Source organism: Streptomyces sp. NPDC005281 (assembly GCF_040607495.1).
Classification (GTDB): Bacteria; Actinomycetota; Actinomycetes; order Streptomycetales; family Streptomycetaceae; genus Streptomyces.
Genome location: NZ_JBEXGX010000007.1, coordinates 160,983 through 185,418, shown reverse-complemented (window position 1 = coordinate 185,418; position 24,436 = coordinate 160,983). Strand labels below are relative to the sequence as shown.

The 24,436-nt window shown below is 71.2% G+C and carries 23 protein-coding genes; 15 read left to right on the top strand and 8 right to left on the bottom strand.

Annotated elements, in window-relative coordinates:
- Positions 1-81: 81 nt before the first annotated feature.
- Both ABZV42_RS12950 and ABZV42_RS12945 read right to left on the bottom strand, forming a co-directional pair.
- Positions 82-1,323, bottom strand: coding sequence for a glycoside hydrolase family 16 protein (locus ABZV42_RS12950; RefSeq protein WP_356051876.1), 1,242 nt, complete (start codon positions 1,321-1,323; stop codon positions 82-84).
- Between the two features lie 467 nt (positions 1,324-1,790).
- Positions 1,791-3,497: a subtype B tannase gene (locus ABZV42_RS12945; RefSeq protein WP_356051874.1), complete on the bottom strand. Its 1,707-nt coding sequence runs from the start codon at positions 3,495-3,497 to the stop codon at positions 1,791-1,793.
- A 349-nt stretch (positions 3,498-3,846) separates the two neighbouring features.
- Here ABZV42_RS12945 and ABZV42_RS12940 point away from each other — a divergent pair, with 349 nt between their 5' ends.
- The 7 genes from ABZV42_RS12940 to ABZV42_RS12910 all read left to right on the top strand — a co-directional run bounded on the left by ABZV42_RS12940 (position 3,847) and on the right by ABZV42_RS12910 (position 11,156).
- On the top strand, positions 3,847-4,929 hold the full coding sequence (locus tag ABZV42_RS12940) for a hydrogenase expression protein HypE (protein ID WP_355977132.1): 1,083 nt from the start codon (positions 3,847-3,849) through the stop codon (positions 4,927-4,929).
- Positions 4,930-4,978: 49 nt separating this feature from the next.
- A complete protein-coding gene (locus ABZV42_RS12935; protein ID WP_356051873.1) occupies positions 4,979-6,760 on the top strand; it encodes a nickel-dependent hydrogenase large subunit in 1,782 nt (593 codons plus the stop codon).
- A gap of 138 nt (positions 6,761-6,898) precedes the next feature.
- Positions 6,899-7,810 carry a NifU family protein gene (locus tag ABZV42_RS12930; RefSeq protein ID WP_355977127.1) on the top strand — a complete coding sequence of 304 codons (912 nt, stop codon included), beginning with the start codon at positions 6,899-6,901 and terminating at the stop codon, positions 7,808-7,810.
- Positions 7,807-8,520 carry a DUF5947 family protein gene (locus tag ABZV42_RS12925; RefSeq protein WP_356051872.1) on the top strand — a complete coding sequence of 238 codons (714 nt, stop codon included), beginning with the start codon at positions 7,807-7,809 and terminating at the stop codon, positions 8,518-8,520. The genes ABZV42_RS12930 and ABZV42_RS12925 overlap by 4 nt, the downstream gene beginning before the upstream one ends.
- A complete protein-coding gene (locus ABZV42_RS12920) occupies positions 8,517-9,161 on the top strand; it encodes a DUF6084 family protein (protein ID WP_355977121.1) in 645 nt (214 codons plus the stop codon). The genes ABZV42_RS12925 and ABZV42_RS12920 overlap by 4 nt, the downstream gene beginning before the upstream one ends.
- A 1-nt stretch (position 9,162) precedes the next feature.
- The gene (locus ABZV42_RS12915) at positions 9,163-10,599 is read left to right on the top strand and encodes a hypothetical protein (RefSeq protein WP_355977118.1); all 1,437 of its coding nucleotides are present in this window, start codon (positions 9,163-9,165) and stop codon (positions 10,597-10,599) included.
- Entirely contained in the window at positions 10,596-11,156 is a 561-nt protein-coding gene (locus tag ABZV42_RS12910; RefSeq protein ID WP_355977115.1) for a hydrogenase maturation protease, read from the top strand. The genes ABZV42_RS12915 and ABZV42_RS12910 overlap by 4 nt, the downstream gene beginning before the upstream one ends.
- 97 nt (positions 11,157-11,253) lie before the next feature.
- On the opposite strand, the gene ABZV42_RS12905 is transcribed toward ABZV42_RS12910, so the two are convergent.
- On the bottom strand, positions 11,254-11,709 hold the full coding sequence (locus ABZV42_RS12905) for a helix-turn-helix transcriptional regulator (RefSeq protein ID WP_355977112.1): 456 nt from the start codon (positions 11,707-11,709) through the stop codon (positions 11,254-11,256).
- 88 nt (positions 11,710-11,797) lie between these two features.
- Between ABZV42_RS12905 and ABZV42_RS12900 the strand changes: the two genes are divergently transcribed.
- From ABZV42_RS12900 to ABZV42_RS12865, 8 genes are all read left to right on the top strand, one after another.
- Entirely contained in the window at positions 11,798-12,235 is a 438-nt protein-coding gene (locus ABZV42_RS12900) for a hydrogenase maturation nickel metallochaperone HypA (protein ID WP_355977109.1), read from the top strand.
- Entirely contained in the window at positions 12,219-13,016 is a 798-nt protein-coding gene (gene hypB, locus ABZV42_RS12895; protein WP_356051871.1) for a hydrogenase nickel incorporation protein HypB, read from the top strand. The genes ABZV42_RS12900 and hypB overlap by 17 nt, the downstream gene beginning before the upstream one ends.
- Positions 13,013-15,373 carry a carbamoyltransferase HypF gene (gene hypF / locus ABZV42_RS12890; RefSeq protein WP_356051870.1) on the top strand — a complete coding sequence of 787 codons (2,361 nt, stop codon included), beginning with the start codon at positions 13,013-13,015 and terminating at the stop codon, positions 15,371-15,373. The genes hypB and hypF overlap by 4 nt, the downstream gene beginning before the upstream one ends.
- 27 nt (positions 15,374-15,400) lie before the next feature.
- Positions 15,401-15,739 (top strand): HypC/HybG/HupF family hydrogenase formation chaperone, encoded by a 339-nt coding sequence (locus ABZV42_RS12885; protein WP_355977100.1) that lies wholly within the window; start codon positions 15,401-15,403, stop codon positions 15,737-15,739.
- Positions 15,736-16,854 carry a hydrogenase formation protein HypD gene (gene hypD / locus ABZV42_RS12880; protein WP_355977098.1) on the top strand — a complete coding sequence of 373 codons (1,119 nt, stop codon included), beginning with the start codon at positions 15,736-15,738 and terminating at the stop codon, positions 16,852-16,854. The genes ABZV42_RS12885 and hypD overlap by 4 nt, the downstream gene beginning before the upstream one ends.
- The gene (hypE, locus tag ABZV42_RS12875) at positions 16,847-17,917 is read left to right on the top strand and encodes a hydrogenase expression/formation protein HypE (protein WP_355977096.1); all 1,071 of its coding nucleotides are present in this window, start codon (positions 16,847-16,849) and stop codon (positions 17,915-17,917) included. Before hypD ends, hypE begins: the two co-directional genes overlap by 8 nt.
- A 197-nt stretch (positions 17,918-18,114) precedes the next feature.
- Entirely contained in the window at positions 18,115-18,471 is a 357-nt protein-coding gene (locus ABZV42_RS12870) for a DUF779 domain-containing protein (protein WP_355977094.1), read from the top strand.
- A 75-nt stretch (positions 18,472-18,546) separates the two neighbouring features.
- Complete coding sequence (locus ABZV42_RS12865) at positions 18,547-19,776, top strand: phosphodiester glycosidase family protein (RefSeq protein ID WP_355977092.1); 1,230 nt, start codon at positions 18,547-18,549, stop codon at positions 19,774-19,776.
- 12 nt (positions 19,777-19,788) lie between these two features.
- Here ABZV42_RS12865 and ABZV42_RS12860 read toward each other — a convergent pair whose 3' ends face one another.
- The 5 genes from ABZV42_RS12860 to ABZV42_RS12840 all read right to left on the bottom strand — a co-directional run bounded on the left by ABZV42_RS12860 (position 19,789) and on the right by ABZV42_RS12840 (position 24,391).
- Positions 19,789-19,983 carry a hypothetical protein gene (locus ABZV42_RS12860; protein ID WP_355977090.1) on the bottom strand — a complete coding sequence of 65 codons (195 nt, stop codon included), beginning with the start codon at positions 19,981-19,983 and terminating at the stop codon, positions 19,789-19,791.
- Positions 19,984-20,222: 239 nt separating this feature from the next.
- Positions 20,223-21,329 (bottom strand): acyl-CoA dehydrogenase family protein, encoded by a 1,107-nt coding sequence (locus ABZV42_RS12855; protein ID WP_356051869.1) that lies wholly within the window; start codon positions 21,327-21,329, stop codon positions 20,223-20,225.
- The gene (locus ABZV42_RS12850) at positions 21,326-22,516 is read right to left on the bottom strand and encodes an acyl-CoA dehydrogenase family protein (RefSeq protein WP_355977087.1); all 1,191 of its coding nucleotides are present in this window, start codon (positions 22,514-22,516) and stop codon (positions 21,326-21,328) included. The genes ABZV42_RS12855 and ABZV42_RS12850 overlap by 4 nt, the downstream gene beginning before the upstream one ends.
- Positions 22,513-23,490: an NADPH:quinone oxidoreductase family protein gene (locus tag ABZV42_RS12845; protein WP_356051868.1), complete on the bottom strand. Its 978-nt coding sequence runs from the start codon at positions 23,488-23,490 to the stop codon at positions 22,513-22,515. Before ABZV42_RS12845 ends, ABZV42_RS12850 begins: the two co-directional genes overlap by 4 nt.
- A gap of 274 nt (positions 23,491-23,764) precedes the next feature.
- Positions 23,765-24,391: an XRE family transcriptional regulator gene (locus ABZV42_RS12840; protein ID WP_355977083.1), complete on the bottom strand. Its 627-nt coding sequence runs from the start codon at positions 24,389-24,391 to the stop codon at positions 23,765-23,767.
- Positions 24,392-24,436 lie beyond the last annotated feature (45 nt).

Here is a 24,436-nt window from a genome sequence, read left to right as displayed (position 1 = left end):
GGGGAGTCGGCAGCTCGGGGGCCGACAGCCCGAAGGGCGCCGGCCGCGTGAGGCGGCCAGCGCCCGGGGCGCGTCGGAGGGTCAGTGCTGCCAGACCCTGACGTAGTCGACCGCCATGTCGGCGGGGGCCACGTTGGTTCCGCTGTGACTGGGATTGATGGCGTTGTTGAGGATCAGATACATCGGGGCGGAGGTGATCCCGGAGGTGATCTGACCGACCTGCTTTCCGTCGTAGTAGTACGTGACGGAGCCCTGCTTCCATTCGGCGCCGAACGTGTGCCAGCCGCCGGAGTAGTTGCCGGAGGCGCAGCCTCCCGGACCGCCCGCCGTGGAATGGAAGTGATAGCAGGCGGAGCCGCCCAGGCCTTCCAGGACGTCCAGCTCACCATCCGTGGGCCAGTTCTGTCCGTCCGCCCAGAATGAGGGCCAGTTGGCCATCTGCGACCCGGACGAGGGCGCGTAGATGCGGGCTTCGAAAGCGCCGTAGGTGAACTGGGCCTTTCCGTTGCTGGTCACCAGACCGGAGACGTACGGATACGTCTTGCCGCCGACGGTGGTCGGCTTCTGGATGAGATTGAGGTGGAGGGACCCACCGCCGACAGAGACCTGCGACGGGGAATAGGCCGACGCCTCGGCGGAGTTGGGCGGCTTGGTGACGCATCCGGAACAACCGAACCAGTTCGAGTTCCACTTGGAACCGTCAAGAGCCGTGCCGTTGAATTCGTCGCCGAACACCTGGTGCCACGCGCCGGGGATACCGACGGGCGCTGCGGACGTGGACGGCGCGGAGGACGTCGGCGTCGAAGTCGACGGCGGCGTGGACGGTGCGGTCGGCGTGGACGGTGCGGTCGGTGTGGCCGTGCCCGCGGGAGTCGAGGCCGTCGGCTTCGGCGTCGCGGTCGGCGTCGGGGTGGACCCACCGCCCGTGCCTGTGCCAGAGGTGAAGGATTTCACCGGAGAGACACTGTGCCAGCGGTCGTGGAACTTGTACGCCACGTAATACGTGTAGGTGCCGGCCGGGAACGCACGGGAGCCCGAGGCGTACGAGCTGGACCGGGTTCCCAGTGTGGGGGCGGTGGCTCCGGGAAAGTCGTAGTTGGCGCCGTCGGCGGATCGCACGGCGACGGTCAGCGCCTGCAGTTTGATCGTTCTGGCGCTGTGGACCGCGGCCGTGGCATTGGACTGTCCGTTCGCGGCAGCCTGCACGGACAGGGAGTCGACCACGACGCTGGGCGTGGAGGCCTCGGCCTGATCCGTTTGCGTAAGGACGCCTCCGGCGAGCGCGGCAGTGGTGACCGCGAGCGCACCCAATTTTGTTCGCATGGCGCGAGGACGACGGTGTTTCCGATTATCAGTTGTGCAATTTATTGGCATGTACGCGTGACCTTTCGCCCCCATGCGACAGCTGGGCCATTTGCAGAAGAAGTGAGCAAATGACGGACTGAACGGTCATGGACTCTGCGCGAGGCGAACTCGTTCCGCAAGTGCCCTGCCGACGCCGAAGCGCGGCCGCACCCCCCTGGAATTCTTGTTCCGCAGCCGAGTTGACCACTTCGGGCGGGGCCCAGTGACGTCGGACACGCCAGTGGACAATTCGGTCATATGTATTGAATCGCGCGGTATCGGTGGGATCTGACGCCCAGTGAGCCGCTTCCGGAGTTGCCGCTCCAGGACCAGGACGGCAGCGTGAGGCCGACGGGTCAGCGGTCGGCCCGACGGCTGCCGCCGGTACGGGGCCCCGCCCACGGGACGAGACCCGCGGGACGAGACCCCCTCGTGCCGGGCGATCGCTAGCGTCCGGTCGACCCGCGGTGAGGAGTGGCGAGCGGGTCGCCGGCCTTCTTGACCACCTCGGCGATCCAGGCCATGGCCTCCGGCACGTCGTAGTTGCCGGCGTGCGGCTGGTTCCAGGCGAGCCGGTAGTCGACGTTCTTGACCTGCTTGTCCGCCTCCAGAGCCCGGTCCAGGTTGACCGAGATGATGAACGAGGTGTCCCGGTCGCGCGTGCCGTTGCGGACGTACCAGTTGGGCGCGGTGTCGGCGTTCGTGCCGATGAAGTCCATCGGGTCGATCAGGTGGATCTGGTCGTCGAGGGTCGTGCCCTTGGCGGCCATGTACTGGTCCCAGGTGAGTCCGGTGTCGTCGATGCCGCTGCCGTCACCGGCGACGTCGTTGTGGTTCCAGCTCCACCCGGTGTAGTTCATGTACTTCTGGGTGTACGGGCCGAAGAGGTTGGTCTCGGTCCCGCTGGTCGCGTTCCCGTGCACACCCACGGCGTCGAATGCGGGCGTCGTCTTCAGAGTGGCCTGGGTGGCGACGAACTTCAGGTACTTCGTCATGTCGACCGACAGCACCTTGTCCGCCGCGTTGTCGACGTCGATCCAGTCGTTCACGTAGGACTTCGTGGTGGACCCGCCGGGCCCGCCGGACGTGATCTCGAAGGTGGCTCCGAGCGCCGGAACGGTGTTGGCCGGGTCGGCCTTCATAAAGGTCTCGGCGGAGCGGACGACCTCCTTCTTGATGGTGTCCAGCATGTCGTCGGCGGTGAGCCTGGAGCCGTCCGGGTTGCGGAGCCTGAGGCTCTTCTCGTATGCGGGGAACCGGGCCGCGATCTCGGCCGCGTCCCCGGGCGTGGCGTTCGATCCGGTCGCGTCGCGGGTGCCGAGGACGTTGTAGAGCCACTCGTAGGCCGCGTCGGCGTTGCCGAGGTCGGTGATCGGGCAGTACGCGTCGACCGCGAACACGTCGTCGCGCAGGGTGCTGCGGCCCTTGGAGTCGATGCCCGCCGCGCCGATCGCGGCGAGGTAGTGGTCGTACTCGGCGCTGTTGCCCGAGGCGCCCAGGATCGAGGACAGCGCGCCGCCGCCGCTGGTGCCGTTGACGACGATCCGCTCGGCGCTGCCGGGCATGGAGGCGTCGTTGAGACGGAGGTAGCGGACCGCGGCCTTGGCGTCGACCACCGCGGCCGGGGCCTTGCCGGGCGAGGAGCCGTCGGCGCCGGTCAGACCGCGGCTGCGGTTGGCGACGTCCACGAAGACGGAGCCCGCCTTCAGCGCCGCGCCGACGTTGCTCGTCGCGCTGTCGTAGGCGGCACCGTCGGTGACGCTCGCTCTGATGTAACTGGCCATCCAGCCCGCGTTGTTCACCGCGAAGTAGATCGGCGCCCGCTGGTCGGCGACGACGCTCTCGGGCACGTAGACGTTCATGCTCTGGTAGCCGCAGCGGGTGTTGGTGATGGTGGTGGAGCCGAAGATGCCGGACTGCTGCGCGGCCGCGGCGACCGGGTCGGCGACGTAGCAGAGTTCGCTGTAGGCGCGGACCTTGACCGGCCGGCCGTCGATCGTGACGGTGAGCGTCGTATAGGCGCCGGGGTCGAAGGACAGGGCGGCGTCCTCCGGGTCCACGGCATGCACGTGCGGCGCGGCCCGGCCCTGGGCCGCGATCGCGGACGAGGGCACCGCGATCGCCGTCAGGGCGAGGGAACCCGCTATCGCCATGCCCCTCAACGGACGCCCGCGGCCGGGGGCGCGTCCCTCCCGTGGCCCCGCCGGACGGGTGGAGGCGACGCGATCGGAGGATTGCGAGAGCCACTCCATGGGGGTCTCCTCTAGTCGTGTATCGAGTGATCCGCTGACGCCTCGGGCCCAAGGCGTGACGCACGCTACAAGATTGTTAACAAAATACCCAGCAATTTTGCAAACATTTCCCGCCGTCCCTGCGGTCGCGACGAGGGTGTCCAGTACCGATAGGGCCGCTTCGCACTTACCGACAGCGGTTCCGGGCGGTAACCATGGATGAGGCTGTTTGGACAGTTGTGACCTGAATGAGCTGATACCAGGAGGGCTCATGGACGCCCCGACCGCGACGACGGCGGGCCCGGCCGCGCAGGACGACGCGCAGGAGGACCCGACCGTCCACATTCTCTGGATCAACGCGGGGCTGAGCTGCGACGGAGACTCGGTCTCGCTGACCGCCGCGACCCAGCCGAGCATCGAGGAGCTGGCGCTCGGTGCACTGCCAGGACTGCCCAAGGTGGCGGTGCACTGGCCCCTGATCGACTTCGAGTGCGGGCCCGTGGAGGGCGCCGACAATTTCGTCGAATGGTTCTTCAAGGCCGACCGGGGCGAGCTGGAGCCCTTCGTGCTGGTCGTCGAGGGGTCCATTCCGAACGAGCGGGTCAAGCCCGAGGGCTACTGGTGCGGGTTCGGGGACGATCCGGAGACGGGTCAGCCGATCACCACCAGTGAGTGGCTGGACCGGCTCACCCCCAAGGCGCTCGCCGTCGTCGCCATCGGCACCTGTGCGACGTACGGCGGTATCCACGCGATGGCCGGGAACCCGACCGGCGCGATGGGTGTGCCGGACTATCTGGGCTGGGAGTGGAAGTCCAAGGCGGGCATTCCGATCGTCTGCATCCCGGGCTGCCCCGTGCACCCGGACAACGCCTCCGAGACCCTGCTCTATCTGCTGTACCAGGCGGCGGGTGCGGCACCCATGATCCCGCTGGACGAGGAGCTGCGGCCGACCTGGCTGTTCGGCGCCACCGTGCACGAGGGCTGCGACCGTGCCGGCTACTACGAGCAGGGACAGTTCGCGAACGAGTACGGATCACCGGAGTGCCTGGTCAAACTCGGCTGCTGGGGCCCCGTGGTCAAGTGCAACGTGCCCAAGCGCGGCTGGATCAACGGCGTGGGCGGCTGCCCGAACGTCGGCGGGATCTGCATCGCGTGCACCATGCCGGGCTTCCCCGACAAGTTCATGCCGTTCATGGACGAGCCGCCGGGCGGCCATGTGTCCGCGACGGCGAGCGGCATCTACGGATCCGTCATACGACGGCTGCGGAACATCACCGCGAAGACCGTCGACAAGGAACCGAAGTGGCGCGGCAGGAGCGAAGAGCTCACGACCGGCTACAAGGCCCCGTGGTGACCACGGCTGCCCACTGAGCAGACACTCGACAGGAAGGTGGCGCGGCACCATGGCGACGGCGACGAACAAGCCGGCCGGTGACGGCCTCACGGAGATGTCGTGGGACCCGATCACCCGCATCGTCGGCAGTCTCGGCATCCACACCAAGATCGACTTCAAGGCGAAGCGGGTCGCGGAGTGCTACAGCACCTCGTCCGTCTTCCGCGGGTACAGCGTCTTCATGCGCGGCAAGGACCCGCGCGACGCCCACTTCATCACCAGCCGGATCTGCGGCATCTGCGGCGACAACCACGCCACCTGCTCGGTGTACGCCCAGAACATGGCGTACGGCGTGGCACCCCCGCACCTCGGCGAGTGGATCATCAACCTCGGCGAGGCCGCGGAGTACATGTTCGACCACAACATCTTCCAGGAGAACCTGGTCGGCGTGGACTACTGCGAGCGGATGGTCCGCGAGACCAACCCCGGCGTGCTCGAACTCGCCGAGCGCACCGAGGCCCCGCACGCCGGCGACCACGGCTACCGCACCATCGCCGACATCATGCGCTCGCTCAACCCGCTGGAGGGCGAGTTCTACCGTGAGGCGCTCCAGGTGAGCCGCTACACACGGGAGATGTTCTGCCTGATGGAGGGCCGCCATGTGCACCCCTCCACGCTCTACCCGGGCGGTGTCGGCACGGTCGCGACCATCCAGCTCTTCACCGACTACCTGACCCGGCTGACCCGCTACGTGGAGTTCATGAAGCGGGTCGTCCCGCTCCACGACGACCTCTTCGACTTCTTCTACGAGGCCCTGCCCGGGTACGAGGAAGTAGGCAGGCGCCGGGTGCTGCTGGGGTGCTGGGGCGCGCTGAACGACCCCGAGTACTGCGACTTCCAGTACGCCAACATGGAGAACTGGGGCCGGCGGATGTTCGTCACCCCGGGCGTCATCGTGGACGGCAAGCTGGTCACCAACAGCCTCGTCGACATCAACCTCGGCATCCGCATCCTGCTCGGCAGTTCGTACTACGAGGACTGGTCGGGCATGGAGAAGTTCGTCGAACGCGACCCGCTGGGCAATCCCGTCGACGAGCGGCACCCGTGGAACCAGCACACCATCCCGGCCCCGCAGAAGCGGGACTTCGACGACAAGTACAGCTGGGTCATGTCACCGCGCTGGTTCGACGGCACCGACCATCTGGCGCTCGACACCGGCGGCGGCCCGATCGCGCGGCTGTGGTCCACGGCGCTGTCCGGGCTCGTCGACATCGGTTACATCAAGGCCACCGGGCACAGCGTGCAGATCAACCTGCCGCGCACGATGACCAAGCCGGAGATGGCGCTGGAGTGGAAGATCCCCCAGTGGAGCAACGCCCTCGAACGCAACCGGGCCCGCACCTACTTCCAGGCGTACGCCGCCGCTGCCGCCCTGCACTTCGCCGAACAGGCGATGGAGGAGGTACGCGCCGGACGCACCCAGACCTGGGAGAAGTTCGACGTGCCGGACGAGTCGATAGGCTGCGGCTTCACCGAGGCGGTCCGCGGTGTGCTCTCCCACCACATGGTCATCAGGGACGGTAAGATCGCCAACTACCACCCGTACCCGCCGACCCCGTGGAACGGCAGCGTGCGCGACAGCTACGGCACACCGGGCCCGTACGAGGACGCGGTGCAGAACACGCCCATCTTCGAGGAGAACCCGCCCGAGAACTTCAAGGGCATCGACATCATGCGGGCCGTCCGCAGCTTCGACCCGTGTCTGCCGTGCGGCGTGCACATGTACGTCGGCGGCGGACGGACCGTGCAGCAGACGCACATGCCGACGGGGCTGAGCGGACTGGCCGTCTGACCTTCCCGGGATCCGGGACGTTCACCGCGATCCGCGGCGCATGGCGATCCGACGTTCATCGCGGTCCCACCTTCCTCGCGATGTGACCTCATCTCGCGATGCGACCTTCCTCAGGAGCCTCAGGAGAGGGGCTTGCCGATGGCCGGACAGGAGACGGGCGAGCGGATAGGCGCGCTGCTCGACGAGCTGGCGCAGCGGGCGGGACCCGAGGCGCGCGACGTCGCGGACGAACTGGTCCGCTGCCTCATGGAGTTCTACGGCGAGGGCCTCGCCCGGACCGTACGCCTGCTGCGCTCCGCCCCCGACGGGGCGGATCCCCTCGCCGTCCTCACCGCCGACGAACTCGTCGGCGATCTGCTGATCCTCCACGATCTGCACCCCGAGGACACCGCGACCCGGGTGGGCCGGGCCCTCGACAAGGTCCGCCCCTACCTCGGCTCGCACGCCGGCGACGTCGAGGTGGCCGGGCTCGACCTGGAGGCGGCCGGCGGTCCGACGCTGCGCCTCAGACTGCGCGGCAGCTGCGACGGCTGTCCCTCCTCGACCCAGACCGTGCGCTGGACCATCGAGGAGGCGGTCGCCCGGATCGCCCCCGAGATCGAGCACATCGAGGTCGAGGGCATGGCCGCCGAGAGCCCGCAGCCGGCGCTGCTCCAGATCCTGCCGCACCGGCCGGACGACGCTCCGGGCGAGGCCGCGCCGCCCGCGGAACCGGGCGAGCCGGCGCGCTGGTACGAACTCGGCCCGCGCTCGCTTCCCGCGGCCGACGGCGCCACCGGGGTCACAGAGGTCGCGGGCCGCACCCTGCTGCTGGTGCGTCTGCCGGGGCAGTTGTACGCCTACCGCAACCGCTGCCCCCTGTGCGCGGCGGGCCTCGCTCCCGCGGTGCTCGACGGCGAACTGTTGCGGTGCGCGGGCTGCGGCGCCGCGTTCGACGTGCGCCGGGCGGGCCGGGGCGACCAGGGCCACCTGGATCCCGTACCGCTGCTGGAGGAGAACGGGTCGGTGCGGGTGGCACTGCCCGGCGAGCTGCTGGGGGCGGGGCCGTGACCACCGACATCCTCAGGCAGTTCACGCGCAGGCCGCCGCCCGAGGGCGAGCGCTGCGACCTGTGCGGGGAACCGCTGCCCGCCGAGCACCGACATCTCGTCGACACCTCCCGGCGGTCCCTCAAGTGCTCCTGTCCGCCCTGCCATCTGCTCTTCACCCGGCCGGGCGCGGGTCAGGGCCGCTTCCGGGCGGTCCCCGACCGGTATCTCACCGATCCCGAATTCACCCTGGACGAGACGGACTGGAACCGGCTTCAGATCCCGGTCGCGCTCGCCTTCTTCTTCCGCAACTCCGAGCTGGGCCGGCTCGCGGCCTTCTATCCGAGCCCGGCGGGCGCCACCGAGAGCGAACTCGACCCGGAAACCTGGGACGCGGTGCTCGGGCGCAGCCGGCTGGCGACGCTGCTGGAACCCGACGTGGAGGCACTGCTGCTGCACCGCGGGCACGGCGGAGATGTGACGTGCACGCTCGTCCCGGTCGACGTCTGCTACGAACTGGTCGGCCGGATGCGGCTGCACTGGAAGGGCTTCGACGGCGGCGCCGAAGCACGCGCGGACATCTCGGAGTTCCTGGAGCGGATCACTGCGGCCGCCCGGCCACCGGCCCCCGAGCCGACACCGGGACCGGGACCGGGACCGGGACCGATATCGGCACCCGCACCGGCACCCGCACCCGCACCGGGATCCACGTACCCCGGGGGCACCCCGTGACCGATCTCCGGTTCTCCTGCACCGGTGTGCGCCCCGAGCCGTACGGAGCCGGGCCGACGCTGCTGTTCGGGCTGCGCATCGAGGAGGCGGACCACCAACCGGTGCACGCCGTCGCGCTGCGCTGCCAGATCCGTATCGAGCCCGCCGGGCGCTCCTACGAGCCGGAGGAGGTCGGCATGCTGGGCGACCTGTTCGGCGAGCCGAGCCGCTGGAACAGCACGCTCAAGCCGTTGCAGTTCGCCCATACCTCGATCACGGTCCCGGGGTTCACCGGTTCGACCGAGGTCGATCTCCCGGTGCCCTGCACCTATGACACCGAGGTCGCGTCGGCCTCGTACTTCCGGGCGCTGTCCCGCGGCGAGGTACCGCTGCTCCTGCTCTTCTCCGGCACGGTGTTCACCGGCCGCGACGGCTTCCGGGCCGAGCCGGTGCCCTGGCACAAGGAGACGTCGTACCGGATGCCGGTGGACGTGTGGCGGAACATGATCGAGCAGTACTTCCCCAACTCGGGCTGGCTGCGCGTGCGGCTGGACGTGCTGGACGCGCTGCGCCGCTACCGGTCCGCCCGCGCCCTGCCGTCCTGGGAGCGCGTCTTCGACGAACTCCTCGCCACCGCCGACGCGAAGAAGGGGGCCGACTGAGATGAGCAATCCCCTGGAGGACCGCTTCGAGCAGGCCCGCACGATCGCGGACGCCGTCCTGTTCGAGGGATACGTCCTCTATCCCTACCGTGCCTCGGCCGCCAAGAACCAGCTGCGCTGGCAGTTCGGCGTCCTGGTGCCGCCCGCCTGGACCGCCACGACCGGAGAACACTCCGTCCAGCGCACCGAGTGCCTGCTGGAACCCCGCAAGGGCGACCGGCTCCACGCCGAACTTCGCTTCCTGCACGTCCGGCGGCGCACGGTCGAACGGCTCGACCCCGACGGCGGATACACCGAGGTTCCCGAACTCGACCTTCCCGACCGGGTGTTGGTGCCGTGGGACGAGGGGCACGAGGAGCGTGTCCTGATCCATGAGTCGCTGGAGGAACTGACGGGCGATCAAGCCGTCCTCCACGCCGTACGGTTCGACCTCCCGGACGCCGTCGAGTACGAGCCGGTGACCGACGCCGAGGGCCGGACGCTGGGCCGTCTCGTGCGGCGCAGACAGCGGGTGACCGGCGAACTGCGGCCAAGTGTCGAGGAGTTGCCGGGGCCCTACCGGGCGCTGCGGCTCACGGTGAGCGTGCACAACACCACCGTCGTCCCGGAGCACACCGACGCCGACCGCGAGACCGCTCTCGCCCACAGCCTGATCGGCACCCATCTGCTGCTCGGGATCCCCGGAGGACGGTTCCTGTCGCTGACGGACCCGCCGGAGTGGGCCCGCCCGGCCGCCGCGAGCTGTCGCAACGACCGCACCTGGCCCGTGCTCGCGGGCCCGCCCGGTACGGACGAGGTCATGCTGTCCTCGCCGATCATCCTGGAGGACCATCCCGCCGTCGCCGAGGAGAGCCCGGGGCCCCTCTACGACGCCACCGAGATCGACGAGATCCTCTCACTGCGCACGGCCGCCCTCACCGACCGCGAGAAGCGTGAGGCCCGCGGCACGGACGCCCGCGCCGCAGGGGTCATCGACCTGGTCGACGACATGCCTGACGCGGTCCGCGAACGTCTGCACGGGGCGATCCGGGGGCTGCGCGAGATCACCGGCGACGACCGCGCGGACGAGCCGCTCCCCGCCGCTCCCGGCACCGGCCCGAGTCTGCCCCGGGGTCCGGGGCATCCCTGGTGGGACCCGGCGCAGGACGCCGAGGCCGCCGAGGTCCCGGACGTCGTCGTCATCGACGGCGAGACGGTACGGGCCGGCAGCAGGGTCAGGCTCACCCCCGGCGCCCGGCGCTCCGACGCCCAGGACGTCTTCCTGCACGGCCGGCACGCCACGGTCGAGGCCGTGGTCGGCGACCTCGACGGCGAGACACATCTCGCCGTCGTCGTGGACGACGACCCCGGCACCGACGTACGCCGGGCGCAGGGCCGCTTCCTGTACTTCAAGCCCGACGAGGTGGCCCCGCTCACGGACACGGAGGAGGCGCCATGACCGGATCCGATCGCACCGGCCCGTCCGATACGGCCGAAGAGCGCGGGACCGGCCGGGTCCTGGTCGCCGGAGTCGGCAACGTGTTCCTCCAGGACGACGGGTTCGGGGTGGAGACCCTACGGCGACTCGCCGCCCGGACGCCCGAACTGCCGCCCGGCGTCGAGCTGATGGACGCCGGCATCCGCGGTGTGCACCTCGCCTACCGGCTGCTGGACGGCTACCGGACGCTCGTACTGGTGGACATCGTCAGCCGCGGAGGCCCACCGGGCACGCTCTACACGATCGACGTCGGTCCCGAACCCCCGGCGGCCGGGCCCGGACCGGGCCCGCTGGACACGCACGCGATGGACCCCGCCACCGTGCTGGCCCTGCTGCACGATCTGCACGCCGGCGCGGGCGGCACCCTCCCGGAGGAGGTGTACGTCATCGGCTGCGAACCCCGCGACACCGGCGAGGGCATGGGGCTGACTCCCCCGGTGGCCGGTGCCGTGGACGCCGCCGCCGGCCTGGTGCTCGACCTGGTTCGCCGCGCCACCTCGGTACCCCAGAGGAACTGACCACCATGGAGGCAAGGATGGAATGGCAATGGGTTGGTCTGGCCGCGGGCCTCGTAGTGGCCTACGGAGTCGCGCGGAACCTGTCGGACATCCGCCGCTACTTGCGCATGCGGCGCATGTGATCCGGCGGACGTGAATGATCGGGCGGACGCGCATGATCCGGTGGACGCGCGCCGGCGCGGGGGCTCGCCCCGTCGCGCCCCGCGCGGCCGCCGACGTCCTCGAGCTGCACATACCGCTCCAGGAAGAGATGCAGGGTGCCGTGGAGTTCACCCAGGCGAACGAACCACAGGGCGAGGTTCATGGCGCCCTGCTGGGTGATCGCGTAGACCCGCCGGGCGGGGCCGCTCTCCGAGGCGTGCCAGTGCGAGGTGACCTCACCGCTGCTCTCCATGCCCCGAAGGAGCCGGTACACATGCGCCTGGTCCGCGTCGCCGCAGCCGAAAGCGCCCAGGCGCTGCACCAGTTCGTAGCCATGACCTTGGCGTTCGGCCAGCAACAGGAGCAGCACCGGGGTGAGCAGAGCGCGTCGCTCGACCTCTTGCCCGGTCATCGTGCTCTCAGGGTAACCAGCCATGCGCGACCCTCACATCCGGGCGAGGCGGCCCGGAGCGGCGGCCGGGCGACGGGAGGTGAGGGGCGTGCATGAGCTGTCGATCGCCGTCGCGGTCGTCGAACAGGTCGAGGAGGCCGTACGGGAACAGGGCCGCTCGGTCGCGTCGCTGACCCTGCGGATCGGCGAGCTGGCGGGGGTCGTGCCGGAGGCGCTGGACTTCTCGTTCGGGCTCGCGGCGGAGGGCACCGCGCTGGCGGGGGCACGTCTGCTGATCGACACTGTCGAAGCACGGGGCCGCTGCGAGGGCTGCGGCCGCGAGGCGCCGATCGGGATGCCTCCGGTGCTGTGGTGCGCCGGGTGCGGGACCCCGCTGACCCTGCTCGCCGGCCGGGAGCTGGAGATCGTCCGGGTGACGCTGGCCGACGGGCCGAGGGACGGTAAGGGCGCGGACGACGGGCCACGGGCCGCGCCGTCCGGGCTGCCGGCAAGCGACGAGGAGGCGAGCCATGTGCCGCACCGTTGACCTGCATCAGGCCGTACTCGCCAGGAACGACGAGAACGCGCTGGCCCTGCGGGGCTATCTGGGTGACCGCGGCACGGTGGCGGTCAATCTGCTGTCCAGTCCGGGCAGCGGCAAGACGGCCCTGCTCGAACAGCTGCTCGCACGTGCCGTCGCGGGCGGCACCCCGGCCGCCGCCGTCACCGCCGATCTGGCGACCGAGAACGACGCGACCCGGCTGGCCCGGTCCGGCGCGCCGGTGCAGCAGATCCTCACCGACGGGCTGTGCCATCTGGAAGCGGGCATGCTCCAGCGGCGGCTCGAAGGCTGGCTCCCCGAGGGCACCCGGCTGCTGTTCGTCGAGAACGTCGGCAATCTCGTCTGCCCCGCCTCCTACGACCTCGGGGAGACCCTGCGCATCGCGCTCGCGTCGGTGACCGAGGGCGAGGACAAGCCGGTCAAGTACCCGACCGCGTTCGGGCTGGCCCAGCTGGTCGTGGTCACCAAGACCGACATCGCGGACGCCGTCGGTTTCGACCGGGAGGCGTTCCTGCGGGGTGTCAGCCAGGTCAATCCCGGCGTGCCGGTCCTGGAGACCTCGGCCCGTACCGGCGAGGGGGTCGACGCCCTGCTGGCGCACGTCCTGCGCTGCGCGGCCGGCGAGGAGGCGCACGTACCGGTCCTGGCGCGGCAGCACGAGCGCTACCTGCACAGCCACGGGAACGGGAACGAGCCCGGCCACGAACACGCCGACGGGCACGAGCACGCCCACGGGCACGCACCCGTGGACGGGCACGCGCGGTGAGGCGGACCCCCGGGCGCGAGCGCCGGCACGTCACCGTCACGGGCGTCGTCCAGGGAGTGGGTTTCCGGCCCTTCGTGTACACCCTCGCGCAGGAGCTCGGGCTGACCGGCTGGGTCACCAACAACGCGCGGGGCGTCGAGGCCGAGGTCGAGGGCCCGGCCGCGGGCGTGGCCACGTTCTGCGCGCGGATCGGGAGCTCGCCGCCGCCGCTCGCGGTCGTCGAGTCGGTCGAGCACCGTTCCGTACCGCTGGAGAACGACGGCTCGGTGTTCACCATCCGCCCCTCCTCCGGCGGGCCGGGCCGCACCCTGGTCTCACCCGACACCGCCACCTGCGACGCCTGCCTGAGCGAACTCGCGGACCCCGCCGACCGGCGCTACCGGCACCCGTTCATCACCTGCACCCACTGCGGTCCCCGGTTCACCATCGTGACCTCGCTGCCGTACGACCGGGACAGCACCACCATGGCCGGCTTCCCCATGTGCGCGGACTGCGCCCGTGAGTACGCGGACCCCGCCGACCGGCGCTTCCACGCCCAGCCGGTCGCCTGCCCCTCCTGCGGCCCCCGGCTCACGCTGCGCACCGGGGCGGACGATCCGGGCGAGCTGCGCGACGGTGAGGCACTCGCCGAGGCCCGCCGGCTGCTGGCCGAGGGCGCCGTGGTCGCGGTCAAGGGGATCGGCGGCTATCACCTGGCCTGCGACGCGGGCGATCCCGCGGCCGTGCGCACCCTGCGCAAGCGCAAGAACCGCGGTGGCAAGCCGTTCGCGGTGCTCGCCGGCTCGCTGGAGACCGTCCGTCGGCTGGCCCATGTCGGGCCCGAGGAGCGGGAGTTGCTCCTCGGGCCGCGCAAGCCGGTGGTCCTGCTGCGGCGGCTGGCGGGAGCGGAGGGCGAGATCGCGGCGGGGGTCGCGCCCGGCAGTCCCGACCTCGGCTTCATGCTCCCGTACACCCCCGTGCACCGGCTGCTGCTCGGCCTGCCCGGGGATCCGCCGGGTCCCGCCGTCCTCGTCATGACCAGCGGGAACCGCTCGGGCGAGCCCATCGTCACGGACGACGCCGAGGCGCTGACCCGGCTGGCCGGGCTCGCCGACGCCTGGCTCGCCCACGACCGCCCGATCCATGTGCCCTGCGACGACTCGGTGGTGCGGGTGTGCGCGGGCGCCGAGCTACCGGTACGCAGGTCGCGCGGTTACGCACCCTTCCCGATCGCGCTGCCGGTACCGGTGGTCCCGGCACTGGCCGTCGGCGGCGATCTGAAGAACACCTTCTGCGCCGGGGACGGCCGCTACGCCTGGCTGTCCGCGCATGTCGGTGACATGGACGACCTGGCCACCCTGACCGCCTTCGAGCGGGCCACCGGCCATCTGACGGACCTCACCGCCGTCACCCCGCGTCTCCTGATCGCCGACCGGCATCCCGGCTACCGCGCCACCCAGTGGGCGCGCCGCACCGCCGCCGCGCGCGGGCTGACGCTGCGCCAGGTGCAGCACCACCACGCGCATGTCGCCTCGGCCATGGCCGAGCACGGTCTCGACGGTTCGGCGCCGGTGATCGGGGTCGCCTTCGACGGCACGGGCTACGGCGACGACGGTGCCGTGTGGGGCGGCGAGGTGCTGCTCGCCGACTACGACGGATACCGGCGGTTCGCCCATCTGGGCTATGCCCCGTTGCCGGGCGGCGACGCGGCCGTACGCAACCCCTACCGGATGGCGCTGTCGCATCTGCGGGCCGCGGGACTGCCCTGGATGGACGAGCTGCCGTGCGCCGCGGCGGCCACACCGGAGGAGCGTCGGCTGCTCGAACGGCAGCTGGAACGGGGGCTCAACTGCGTTCCCACGTCCAGCATGGGACGTCTCTTCGACGCGGTGTCCTCGCTCGCGGGGGTCTGCCACCGGGTGGAGTACGAGGCCCAGGCGGCGATGGAACTGGAGAACGCGGCAGTGGGCGATCTGGCGGGCCCGCTGGCCGACGACGAGCGGAACGACGCGTACCGGTTCATGCTGAGAGCGGTCCAACAGGACCCCGAAGCGCCGCTGATCGCCGATCCGGCGCCGGTCCTGGCCGCCGCCGTCGCGGACGTCCTGGCCGGCGTCGCGGCCGGCCCGGTGGCCCGCCGGTTCCATCGGGCCGTGGTCGGCCTGGTCCTGGAGGTGTGCACGGTGGCGCGAGACCGGACCGGCATCGGCACGGTCGCCCTCAGCGGCGGGGTGTTCTGCAACGCCCTGCTCACCGAGGGCTGCGGCGCCGTCCTGGAACGGGACGGCTTCACCGTACTGAGGCACCACAGGGTTCCCCCCAACGACGGTGGCCTGGCCCTCGGGCAGCTGATCGTCGCCGCCCGAGCGCAGCGCTAGCGCGCAGGAGCGAGTCAGGAGCAAGTCATGTGTCTGGCCGTACCCGGCCGAGTGCTGGAGATCGAGGAACGCGACGCGACGCGGATGGCCAAGGTGGACTTCGGCGGAGTCGTCAAGGACGTATGTCTGGAGTACGTGCCGGACATGAAGATCGGTGACTACGCCATCGTCCACGTCGGATTCGCCTTGCAGCGACTGGACGAGGAGTCGGCGAAGCAGACCCTGGAGCTCTTCGAGAACCTCGGGGTGCTGGAGGAGGAGTTCGGCGACGCCTGGGGCAAGGCCGCCCGGGACGCGGGCGCCGAACGCCCCGCCGGAACCGAGATCCCGCCCGTGGAGGGCTTCGAGAAGGAGGCACGGTCATGAAGTACCTGGACGAGTTCAGTGACCCGGTCCTCGCCAAGCGGCTCTTCGACGACATCAGGGCCGTCACCACCCGGCCCTGGGCCCTCATGGAGGTCTGCGGCGGCCAGACGCACTCGATCATCCGCCACGGCATCGACCAGCTCCTGCCCGAGGAGATCGAGCTGATCCACGGGCCGGGCTGCCCGGTCTGTGTGACCCCGCTGGAGATCATCGACAAGGCACTGGAGATCGCCTCCCGCCCGGACGTGATCTTCTGCTCCTTCGGCGACATGCTGCGCGTGCCCGGCAGCGGACGCGACCTGTTCAAGGTCAAGAGCGAGGGCGCGGACGTACGCGTCGTGTACTCGCCGCTGGACGCGCTGAAGATCGCGCAGGACAACCCCGACCGGCAGGTCGTGTTCTTCGGCATCGGCTTCGAGACCACGGCGCCGCCCAACGCGATGACCGTCTATCAGGCCAAGAAGCTGGGCATCGCCAACTTCAGCCTGCTGGTGTCGCACGTCAAGGTGCCCCCGGCCATCGACGCGATCATGAACTCGCCGGACTGCCGGGTGCAGGCGTTCCTCGCCGCCGGGCACGTCTGCACGGTGATGGGCATGGCCGAGTATCCCGAACTCGCCGAGCGGCACCGGGTACCGATCGTGGTGACCGGATTCGAGCCGCTCGACATCCTGGAGGGCATCCGCCGCGCGGTACGGCAGCTGGAGGCCGGGCAGCACACCGTGGAGAACGCCTATCCGCGTGCGGTGCAGCCCGAGGGAAGCCCCACGGCCCGCGCCATGCTGTCCGACGTCTTCGAGGTGACCGACCGGGCCTGGCGCGGGATCGGCGTGATTCCGCAGAGCGGCTGGCGACTGTCGCCCAAGTACCGCGAGTTCGACGCCGAGCACCGCTTCTCGGTGACCGGCATCGAGACCCAGGAGTCGGGTGCCTGCCGCAGCGGCGAGGTGCTCCAGGGCCTCATCAAGCCGCACGAGTGCGCCGCGTTCGGCAAGGAGTGCACCCCGCGCAATCCGCTGGGCGCGACCATGGTCTCCAGCGAGGGCGCGTGCGCCGCCTACTACCTCTACCGGCGGCTGGAGACCCCCGACAAGGAGGCGAGCTCCGTTGTCTGACACCGCGTCGGCTCCCGTCGACTTCTCCTCCTGGACCTGCCCGGCGCCGCTGCGCGACCACGACAGGATCGTGATGGGGCACGGCGGCGGCGGCACGCTCTCCGCCGAACTGGTGGAGCACCTGTTCGCGCCCGCCTTCGGCAACGACGTGCTCGCCGAGCTCGGCGACTCCGCGCATCTGATGCTGGGCGGAGCCCGGCTCGCCTTCTCCACGGACTCCTTCGTCGTACGGCCGCTGTTCTTTCCCGGCGGCAGCATCGGGGACCTCGCCGTCAACGGCACGGTCAACGACCTGGCCATGTCGGGTGCCGTACCGGCCTACCTCTCCTGCGGGTTCATCCTCGAAGAGGGCGTCGAGCTCTCGGTCGTGGGGCGCGTGGCCGAGGCGCTGGGCGAGGCGGCCCGGACGGCCGGGGTGGTGGTCGCGACCGGTGACACCAAGGTCGTCGACGCGGGCCACGGCGACGGCATCTTCATCAACACCGCCGGGATCGGCCTGATCCCGGACGGCGTCGACATCCGCCCCCAGCGCGCGGCCCCCGGTGACGTGGTGCTGGTCAGCGGGCCGATCGGCGTGCACGGCGTGGCCATCATGAGCGTGCGGGAGGGGCTCGAGTTCGGCGTCGAGATCCAGAGCGACACGGCGTCGCTGGCCGGTCTGGTCGCGGACATGCTGGCGGTCTGCCCCGACCTCCATGTGCTGCGCGATCCGACCCGCGGCGGTCTGGCCACCTCCCTGAACGAGATCGCCGCGGCGGCCCGGGTCGGCATCGCGCTCGACGAGCGTTCCCTGCCCGTCCCGGAGACGGTCGCCAACGCGTGCGCCTTCCTCGGCCTGGACCCGCTGTACGTGGCCAACGAGGGCAAGCTGGTGGCGTTCGTTGCGCGCGAGCACGCGGACGCCGTCCTCGCGGCGATGCGCGCCCACCCGCTCGGCAAGGAGTCCGTGGCGATCGGCCACTGCGTCCCCGACCACCCCGGCATGGTGGTCGCGGCCACCGGCCTGGGCGGCACCCGGGTGGTGGACATGCCGCTCGGGGAGCAGCTTCCGCGCATCTGCTGACACTCCGCGCCCACCGACCCGGCTGACACCCCGTCCGCCGCCGTCACACACTCCCGAGGCCGGCCCTCGGTGACGACCCGCATCACGCGGGCGTCACCGGGGGCCGGCCTCTTCCGTGTCCGGGGTGTGCAACCCTCTCGCAACGTCCGGGATGGTCGGCTGGTCCGCTCCAGCCGTGACACCCGAGGGGGAAACCGATGGACGTCGTCCCGCGCGTGGAGCTGACGCCCGCGGCCGCCGAACTGCTGAGGCGGCTGCGTGAGCTGCACGGCCCGCTGATGTTCCATCAGTCGGGCGGCTGCTGCGACGGCAGCGCGCCCATGTGCTACCTGGAGGGCGAGTTCCGCACCGGCGGTTCGGACATCCTGCTCGCCGACCTGGAGATCGAGGGGGTCGAGGAGCCGGTCTCCTTCTGGATGTCGAAGAGCCAGTTCGAGCTGTGGAGTCATACGCGCTTGATCGTGGACGTCGTCCCGGGCCGCGGCAGCGGCTTCTCCCTGGAAGCACCCGAAGGAGTGCGTTTTCTGATCCGTTCCCGCGTCGTCGGCGCCTAGCCACCGGCGCGGGCCCCCGTATCTGGTGCAATTCCCCTGAGTCCTGCCAGAGTTGACGAGACATCAGGGGGCACAGTGACGCGTCTTGGCAGACGGTTCAGAACGGCACTGACGGTCTTCACGGCAAGCGGGGCGCTGGCCGGTGCGGCCCTTACGGGGGCGGTACCGGCCAGCGGCGCGGAGAGCGCGACCCGCGTCGCGCCCGGCGTCACGTATACGCAGCTGGACATCCCGGCGGCCAAAGGTATGGCCCACGCACATGTGTTGACCGTCGATCTGCGCAATCCGCATGTGCGAGTGGACCTCCTCTATCCCGGCGCCGTGGCGTCCAGGGCGCCCGTGTCCGAGATGGCCGACTCCCGGGGCGCGGTCGCCGGCGTCAACGGCGACTTCTTCGACATCACCGAGACCCAGCATCCGGGCGTCGAGGCGACGGGCGCGACGGTGGGGCCTGCGATCGCGAGTGGCCGCGGCCTCAAGGGGGCGGTCCCCGACGGCCAGCGGTTCGGACCGGCTCTGCCGCCCGGCACGAACACGGAGGATGTGTTCGGTGTGGGCACCGACCGCCGGGCCCGGCTGGACGACGTGGCCCTCGACGGGTCGGTCCGCAGCCACGACGGCACCTGGCCGCTCGGCGGGTTCAACCAGTACGCGCTGCCGGTCGGCTCGGTCGGCGCGTTCACCGCGGACTGGGGCGGCGCCTCACGGGTCCGGGCGACCTGCGGTACGGACACGGAGCGGGCGGCGCCGTGCAGCACCGACACCTACGAGGTGACGCTTCGCCACGGGCGGGTGGTGGCCGCCGCCGGAGCTCCGGGAAGCGGCCCGATCGCCCGGGGCACCACCGTGCTGGTCGGCCGCGAGGCGGGCGCCCGGGAACTGCGGAAGCTCTCCGTGGGCGAGCGGGTCGGGGTACGGCACCGGCTGGTCGCGAAGTCCTCCCGGGTGCCCTACCGGTTCGCGATCGGCGGCTATCCGATGATGACCCACGGGGTGCCGCTGCCGGGTCTTGACGACAGAACCTCGGCCGTACGCACCGCGGTGGGCTTCTCCGACCACGGTCGCCGGATGCAGCTGCTCGCCCTGGACGGCGCTCCGCGGTTCCGGGCCGGGCTCACCATCGCCGAGGTCACCCGGGCCATGAAGGGGCTGGGGTCCAAGGACGCCTTCAGCCTGGACGGCGGCGGATCCACGACGATGGTCACCCGGCGGGCGGGGGCGGACGCCGTCAGTGTCCTCAACCATCCGACCGGCGGCGCCGAGCGTCCCGTCCCCAACGGCATCGGGGTGTTCGAGGGCCCGTGACGCACCGGCCGGTCAGGGCGTCAGGCTGCCCACGATCTCGGCCGTCGCGGTGAGGCCGCTGTGGATGGTCGGGGCCATGCTCGTGCTGGCCAGCAGGAACCCGAGCAGGGCGCAGACCAGGGCGTGGGAGATCTTCAGTCCTCCGTTGCGCAGGAAGATCACCGCCAGCACCAGGAGAAACAGCACCGCAGAGATGGAAATGGCCATCGTCAACCTCCTCCGCCACGTCCGCTTCGCGGCGTTCGGCCGTAAGTGTGGCGTAGCGGAGGGATCGTCCGGGCGGCTGACGTGTCCCCCGAACGGGTGGAGTTCCATCGTCGTTCGTGAGCGCCCGGGAACTCCTCGAGACCGCCCGGGTCATCGGGTGTCCGGGTGGGCATCGGGCCCTTGGTCCCGCGCACGCGAAGAGCCCGTCCCGGGTGGGACGGGCTCTTCGCGGGACGGTGTCAGGGTGCTTGCAGGTCGACCAGTTCGGCCAGGGCCTCCCGGTGCGCGCCCGCCGTGCCGTAGGCGATCGAGTCGGCCTTGGCGCGCTTGAGGTAGAGGTGCGCCGGGTGCTCCCAGGTCATGCCGATGCCGCCGTGCAGCTGGAGCGCCTCCTCCGCGGCGTGGACGGCGACGGGTGCCGCGTAGGCCTGGGCGACGGCGACGGCCAGGTCGCTGTCCGCACCGGCGGTGGCCAGCGTGTCGGCGGCGTTCCTGGCCGCGGCACGGGTGCCCACGACTTCCAGCCACACCTGGGCCAGCCGGTGCTTGAGCGACTGGAACCCGCCGACCGGCCGGTTGAACTGCTTGCGTTCCTTGAGGTAGCGGACCGTCTCCGTCAACGACCAGTCGGCGAGACCGAGTTGCTCGGAGGCGAGCAGTCCGGCGCCGGCCCGCAGCGCACGTCGTACGGCCGTCGTCGCGTCCTCGGTCAGGAGCCGCGCGGGCGCCGCGTCGAAGGTGATCCGGGCGAGCGGCCTGGTCTGGTCGAGACTGACCTGCGGGACGATCGTCACGGCGTCCGCGGCGACGGCGTACAGCCCGCCGTCCTCGGCCGGTACCAGCAGGACGTCGGCGGCCACGGCGTCGGCGATGCCCGTCAACTCCCCATGCAGGGAACCGTTCTCCAGCCGTACGAGCTGGTGGGCGGCGCCCGGTCCGACGTTCAGCGCGACGGCGAGGACGCCCACGGTCCGGCCGGAGGCGAGCGCGGCGAGGAGTTCGTCCGCGACGGGTCCCTCGCAGGCCAGCAGCGCCTCGGTCGCGACCACGGCGCTCGTCAGATACGGCACCGGGGCGACCGCGCGGCCCAGTTCCTCCAGGACCACGGCGGCCTCGCGGTGCGTGGCGCCCTGGCCGCCCCGGTCCTCGGGCACCAGGAGGCCCGCGAGCCCCATGCCCTCCGAGAGGGCCTTCCAGAGCTCGGCGTCGTGCGGGGTGCCCGACTCGCCGCGGGTGATGACGTCCGCCGCGGCGCAGCGGTCGGTGAGGAGGTCGCGGACGGCGGCGCGCAGCGCCTCCTCCTCCTCGGTGTAGAGCAGATCGGGCTCGGTGCTCTCCTGGCTCATCGGGCGAGGTCCTTCCATGCGACGTCCTTGTCGGTGCGCGGCTCGGACGGCAGGCCGAGGACGCGTTCGGCGACGATGTTCAGCAGGACCTCGCTGGTCCCGCCCTCGATGCTGTTGCCCTTGGAACGCAGGTAGCGGTATCCGGCGTCCCGGCCGGTGAAGTCGACCAGTTCCGGCCGCCGCATCGTCCAGTCCTCGTACAACAGCCCTTCCTCGCCGAGGAGTTCGACCTCAAGGCCGCTGATCTCCTGGTTCAGGCGGGCGAAGCCGAGCTTCATGCCGGAGCCCTCGTGGCCGGGCTGGCCCTGGGCGAGCTGCTGGCGCAGCCGTTCGCCGGAGAGCCGGGCGACCTCGGACTCGACCCACAGCCTCAGCAGCCGCTGGTGCGTGTCGTGGGTGCGCAGTTCGGGCCGCTCGCGCCAGGTCTTCGAGACCGGGCCGATCATGCCGCCCTCGCGCGGGATGCGCATGCCGCCGATGGAGACGCGCTCGTTCATCAGCGTGGTCTGCGCGACCCGCCAGCCGTCGCCGACGTCGCCGAGGCGGTGCGCGTCGGGGATGCGGACGTCGGTGAGAAAGACCTCGTTGAACTCGGCCTCGCCGGTGATCTGGCGCAGCGGCCGTACGTCGACACCCGGGTCGCTCATGTCGCAGATGAAGTACGTGATGCCGCGGTGCTTGGGCAGGTCCGGGTCGGTGCGGGCGATGAGGATGGCCCAGCGGGCGACGTGGGCACTGGAGGTCCACACCTTCTGCCCGTTGACGACCCACTCACCGCCCTCGCCACCGGCGCGGACCGCGCGGGTGCCGAGCGCGGCGAGGTCCGAACCCGCGCCGGGCTCGCTGAAGAGCTGGCACCACACCTCCTCGCCGATCCACAGGGGCCGCAGGAAACGCCGCTTCTGCTCCTCGGTACCGAAGCCGAGGATGGTGGGCGCGGCCATGCCGAGGCCGATGCCGATCCGGCGCGGGTCGTTGTCGGGCGCGCCCGCGGCTGCCAGTTCGGCGTCCACGACGGACTGGAGGCGGCGCGGGGCGCCGAGTCCGCCGAGGCCCTCGGGGTAGTGCACCCAGGCGAGGCCGGCGTCGAAGCGGGCCCCGAGGAAGTCCAGCCGGTCCGTTTCCCCGGGCGGATGCGCGGCCAGCAACTCCTGGGTCCGGCGGCGCAGTTCGGCTGCGTCGGTCATGCGGCGGCTCCGTTCTGAAGGGTGGGCACCACGGCGATCCGCCCGGTGGTGACACCGTCGGCGACCCGCTGCACGGCGGCCGCGGCCTCGCTCAGCGGCACCCGCTCGCTCACCAGCGGCTTGATCGCGCCCCGCGCGGCCAGCTCGGTGAGCTGTTCGTGGCAGTGCAGGACGAGCTTCGGGTTCTTGGTGTTGTACAGGCCCCAGTGCAGGCCGAGGATGGCGTAGTTCTTGACGAGGGCGTGGTTCAGCGCGGGGCTCGGGATCGAGCCGCTCGCGAAGCCGACGACCACGATCCGGCCCTCGAAGGCGACGACCTTCGTGGACTGGGTGAAGGCGTCGCCGCCGACGGGGTCGTAGATCACGTCGGCGCCCCGTCCGCCGGTCGCCTCCTTGACGGCGCCTATGACGTCCTCGGCGCGCCGGTCGATGACGACGTCGCAGCCCAGCTCGCGCGCCACGGCGGCCTTGTCGGCGCCGCCCACGACGCCGATGACCCGCGCGCCCGCCGCCTTCCCGAGCTGTACGGCGGCGCTGCCGACCCCTCCGGCGGCCGCGTGGACGAGCAGGGTCTCGCCGGCCTCCAGGCGGGCCCGGCGGTGCAGGCCGAACCAGCCGGTCTGGTAGCCGATGTGCAGGGCGGCGGCCTCGGCGTCGTCGAGGGCTTCGGGCGCCGACAGCAGGGCGGCTGCGTCGGCGACCGCGTACTCGGCGAAGCCGCCGTGCGGCAGCGCGGGGTTGGCGATCACCCGGCGCCCGTCCTCGGTCTCGCCGCAGATCTCGACGCCGGGCGTGAACGGCAGCGGCGGCCTGACCTGGTAGTGGCCGCGGCACATCAGCGCGTCCGGGAAGTTGATGTTCGCGGCGCGCACCCTGAGCAGGACCTGGCCGTCACCGGGCGTCGGCCGGTCCACCTCATGGAGGCTCATCGCCTCTGCGGGCTCGCCGTTCTGGTGCACTTGCCATGCCTGCATGCGGGGCCTCCAGGGGGCTGCTTCGGCTGACCGGGGTCCTTTGCATACTAAGCGGTCGCTTGCCCACCTGGGAACAGCGGGCGGCCGTCGTCTTCGCCACGCCCGCCGCCGGCGCCCCACCGCCCGCCCCACCGCTCGGGCCGCCCCACCGTCCACCCTCACCGATCGGGCCGCACCGCTCGGGCCGCCGCGCCGTCCGCCCGCACCACCCGGGCCACCCGCACAGCCCGGGCCGCCCCACCGTCCGCGCTCAGCGCCACGCCCCCGTCCGCCCTCACAGCTCCTTGGACCGGGCCTTGGGCCGGGCCCGAACGTGCATCCGCTCGCCCTGCGGCCCGAACAGGCTCAGGAACTCCGCGGGCCCCTCCCCCGTCGACCCGAACCAGTGCGGGACGCGGGTGTCGAACTCCGCCGCCTCCCCGGCCTCGAGCACGACGTCGTGCTCGCCGAGGACCACCCGCAGCCGCCCGGAGAGCACGTAGAGCCATTCGTAGCCCTCGTGGGTGCGCGGATCGGGCTCGGCCGTCCGCTTGGGTTCGAGCACCTTGTAGGCCTGGAGTCCGCCGGGCTGGCGGGTCAGCGGCCAGTGCGTGCGGCCGTGTCGCACGATCGGCTCGGCGCGCACCCGGGGGTCACCCACCGGCGGGGCGCCGACCAGTTCGTCCAGCGGGACCTGATGGGCCCGCGCGATGGGCAGCAGCAGTTCCAGGCTGGGCTTGCGCAGCCCCGACTCCAGGCGCGAGAGCGTGCTCACCGAGATGCCGGTCGCCTCGGACAGCCCGGCCAGGGTCGCCCCGCGCTCCTTCCTGATCCGCCGCAGCCTCGGACCGACCTCGGCGAGGACCTCGCCCGTCGTCGCCTCGCGCCCGCCACTCTCGCCCGCACGGGCCGCGTCACTCATCCCTCCATTGCAGAATCGGCAAAGACATTTGTCAATCCGGCGGGT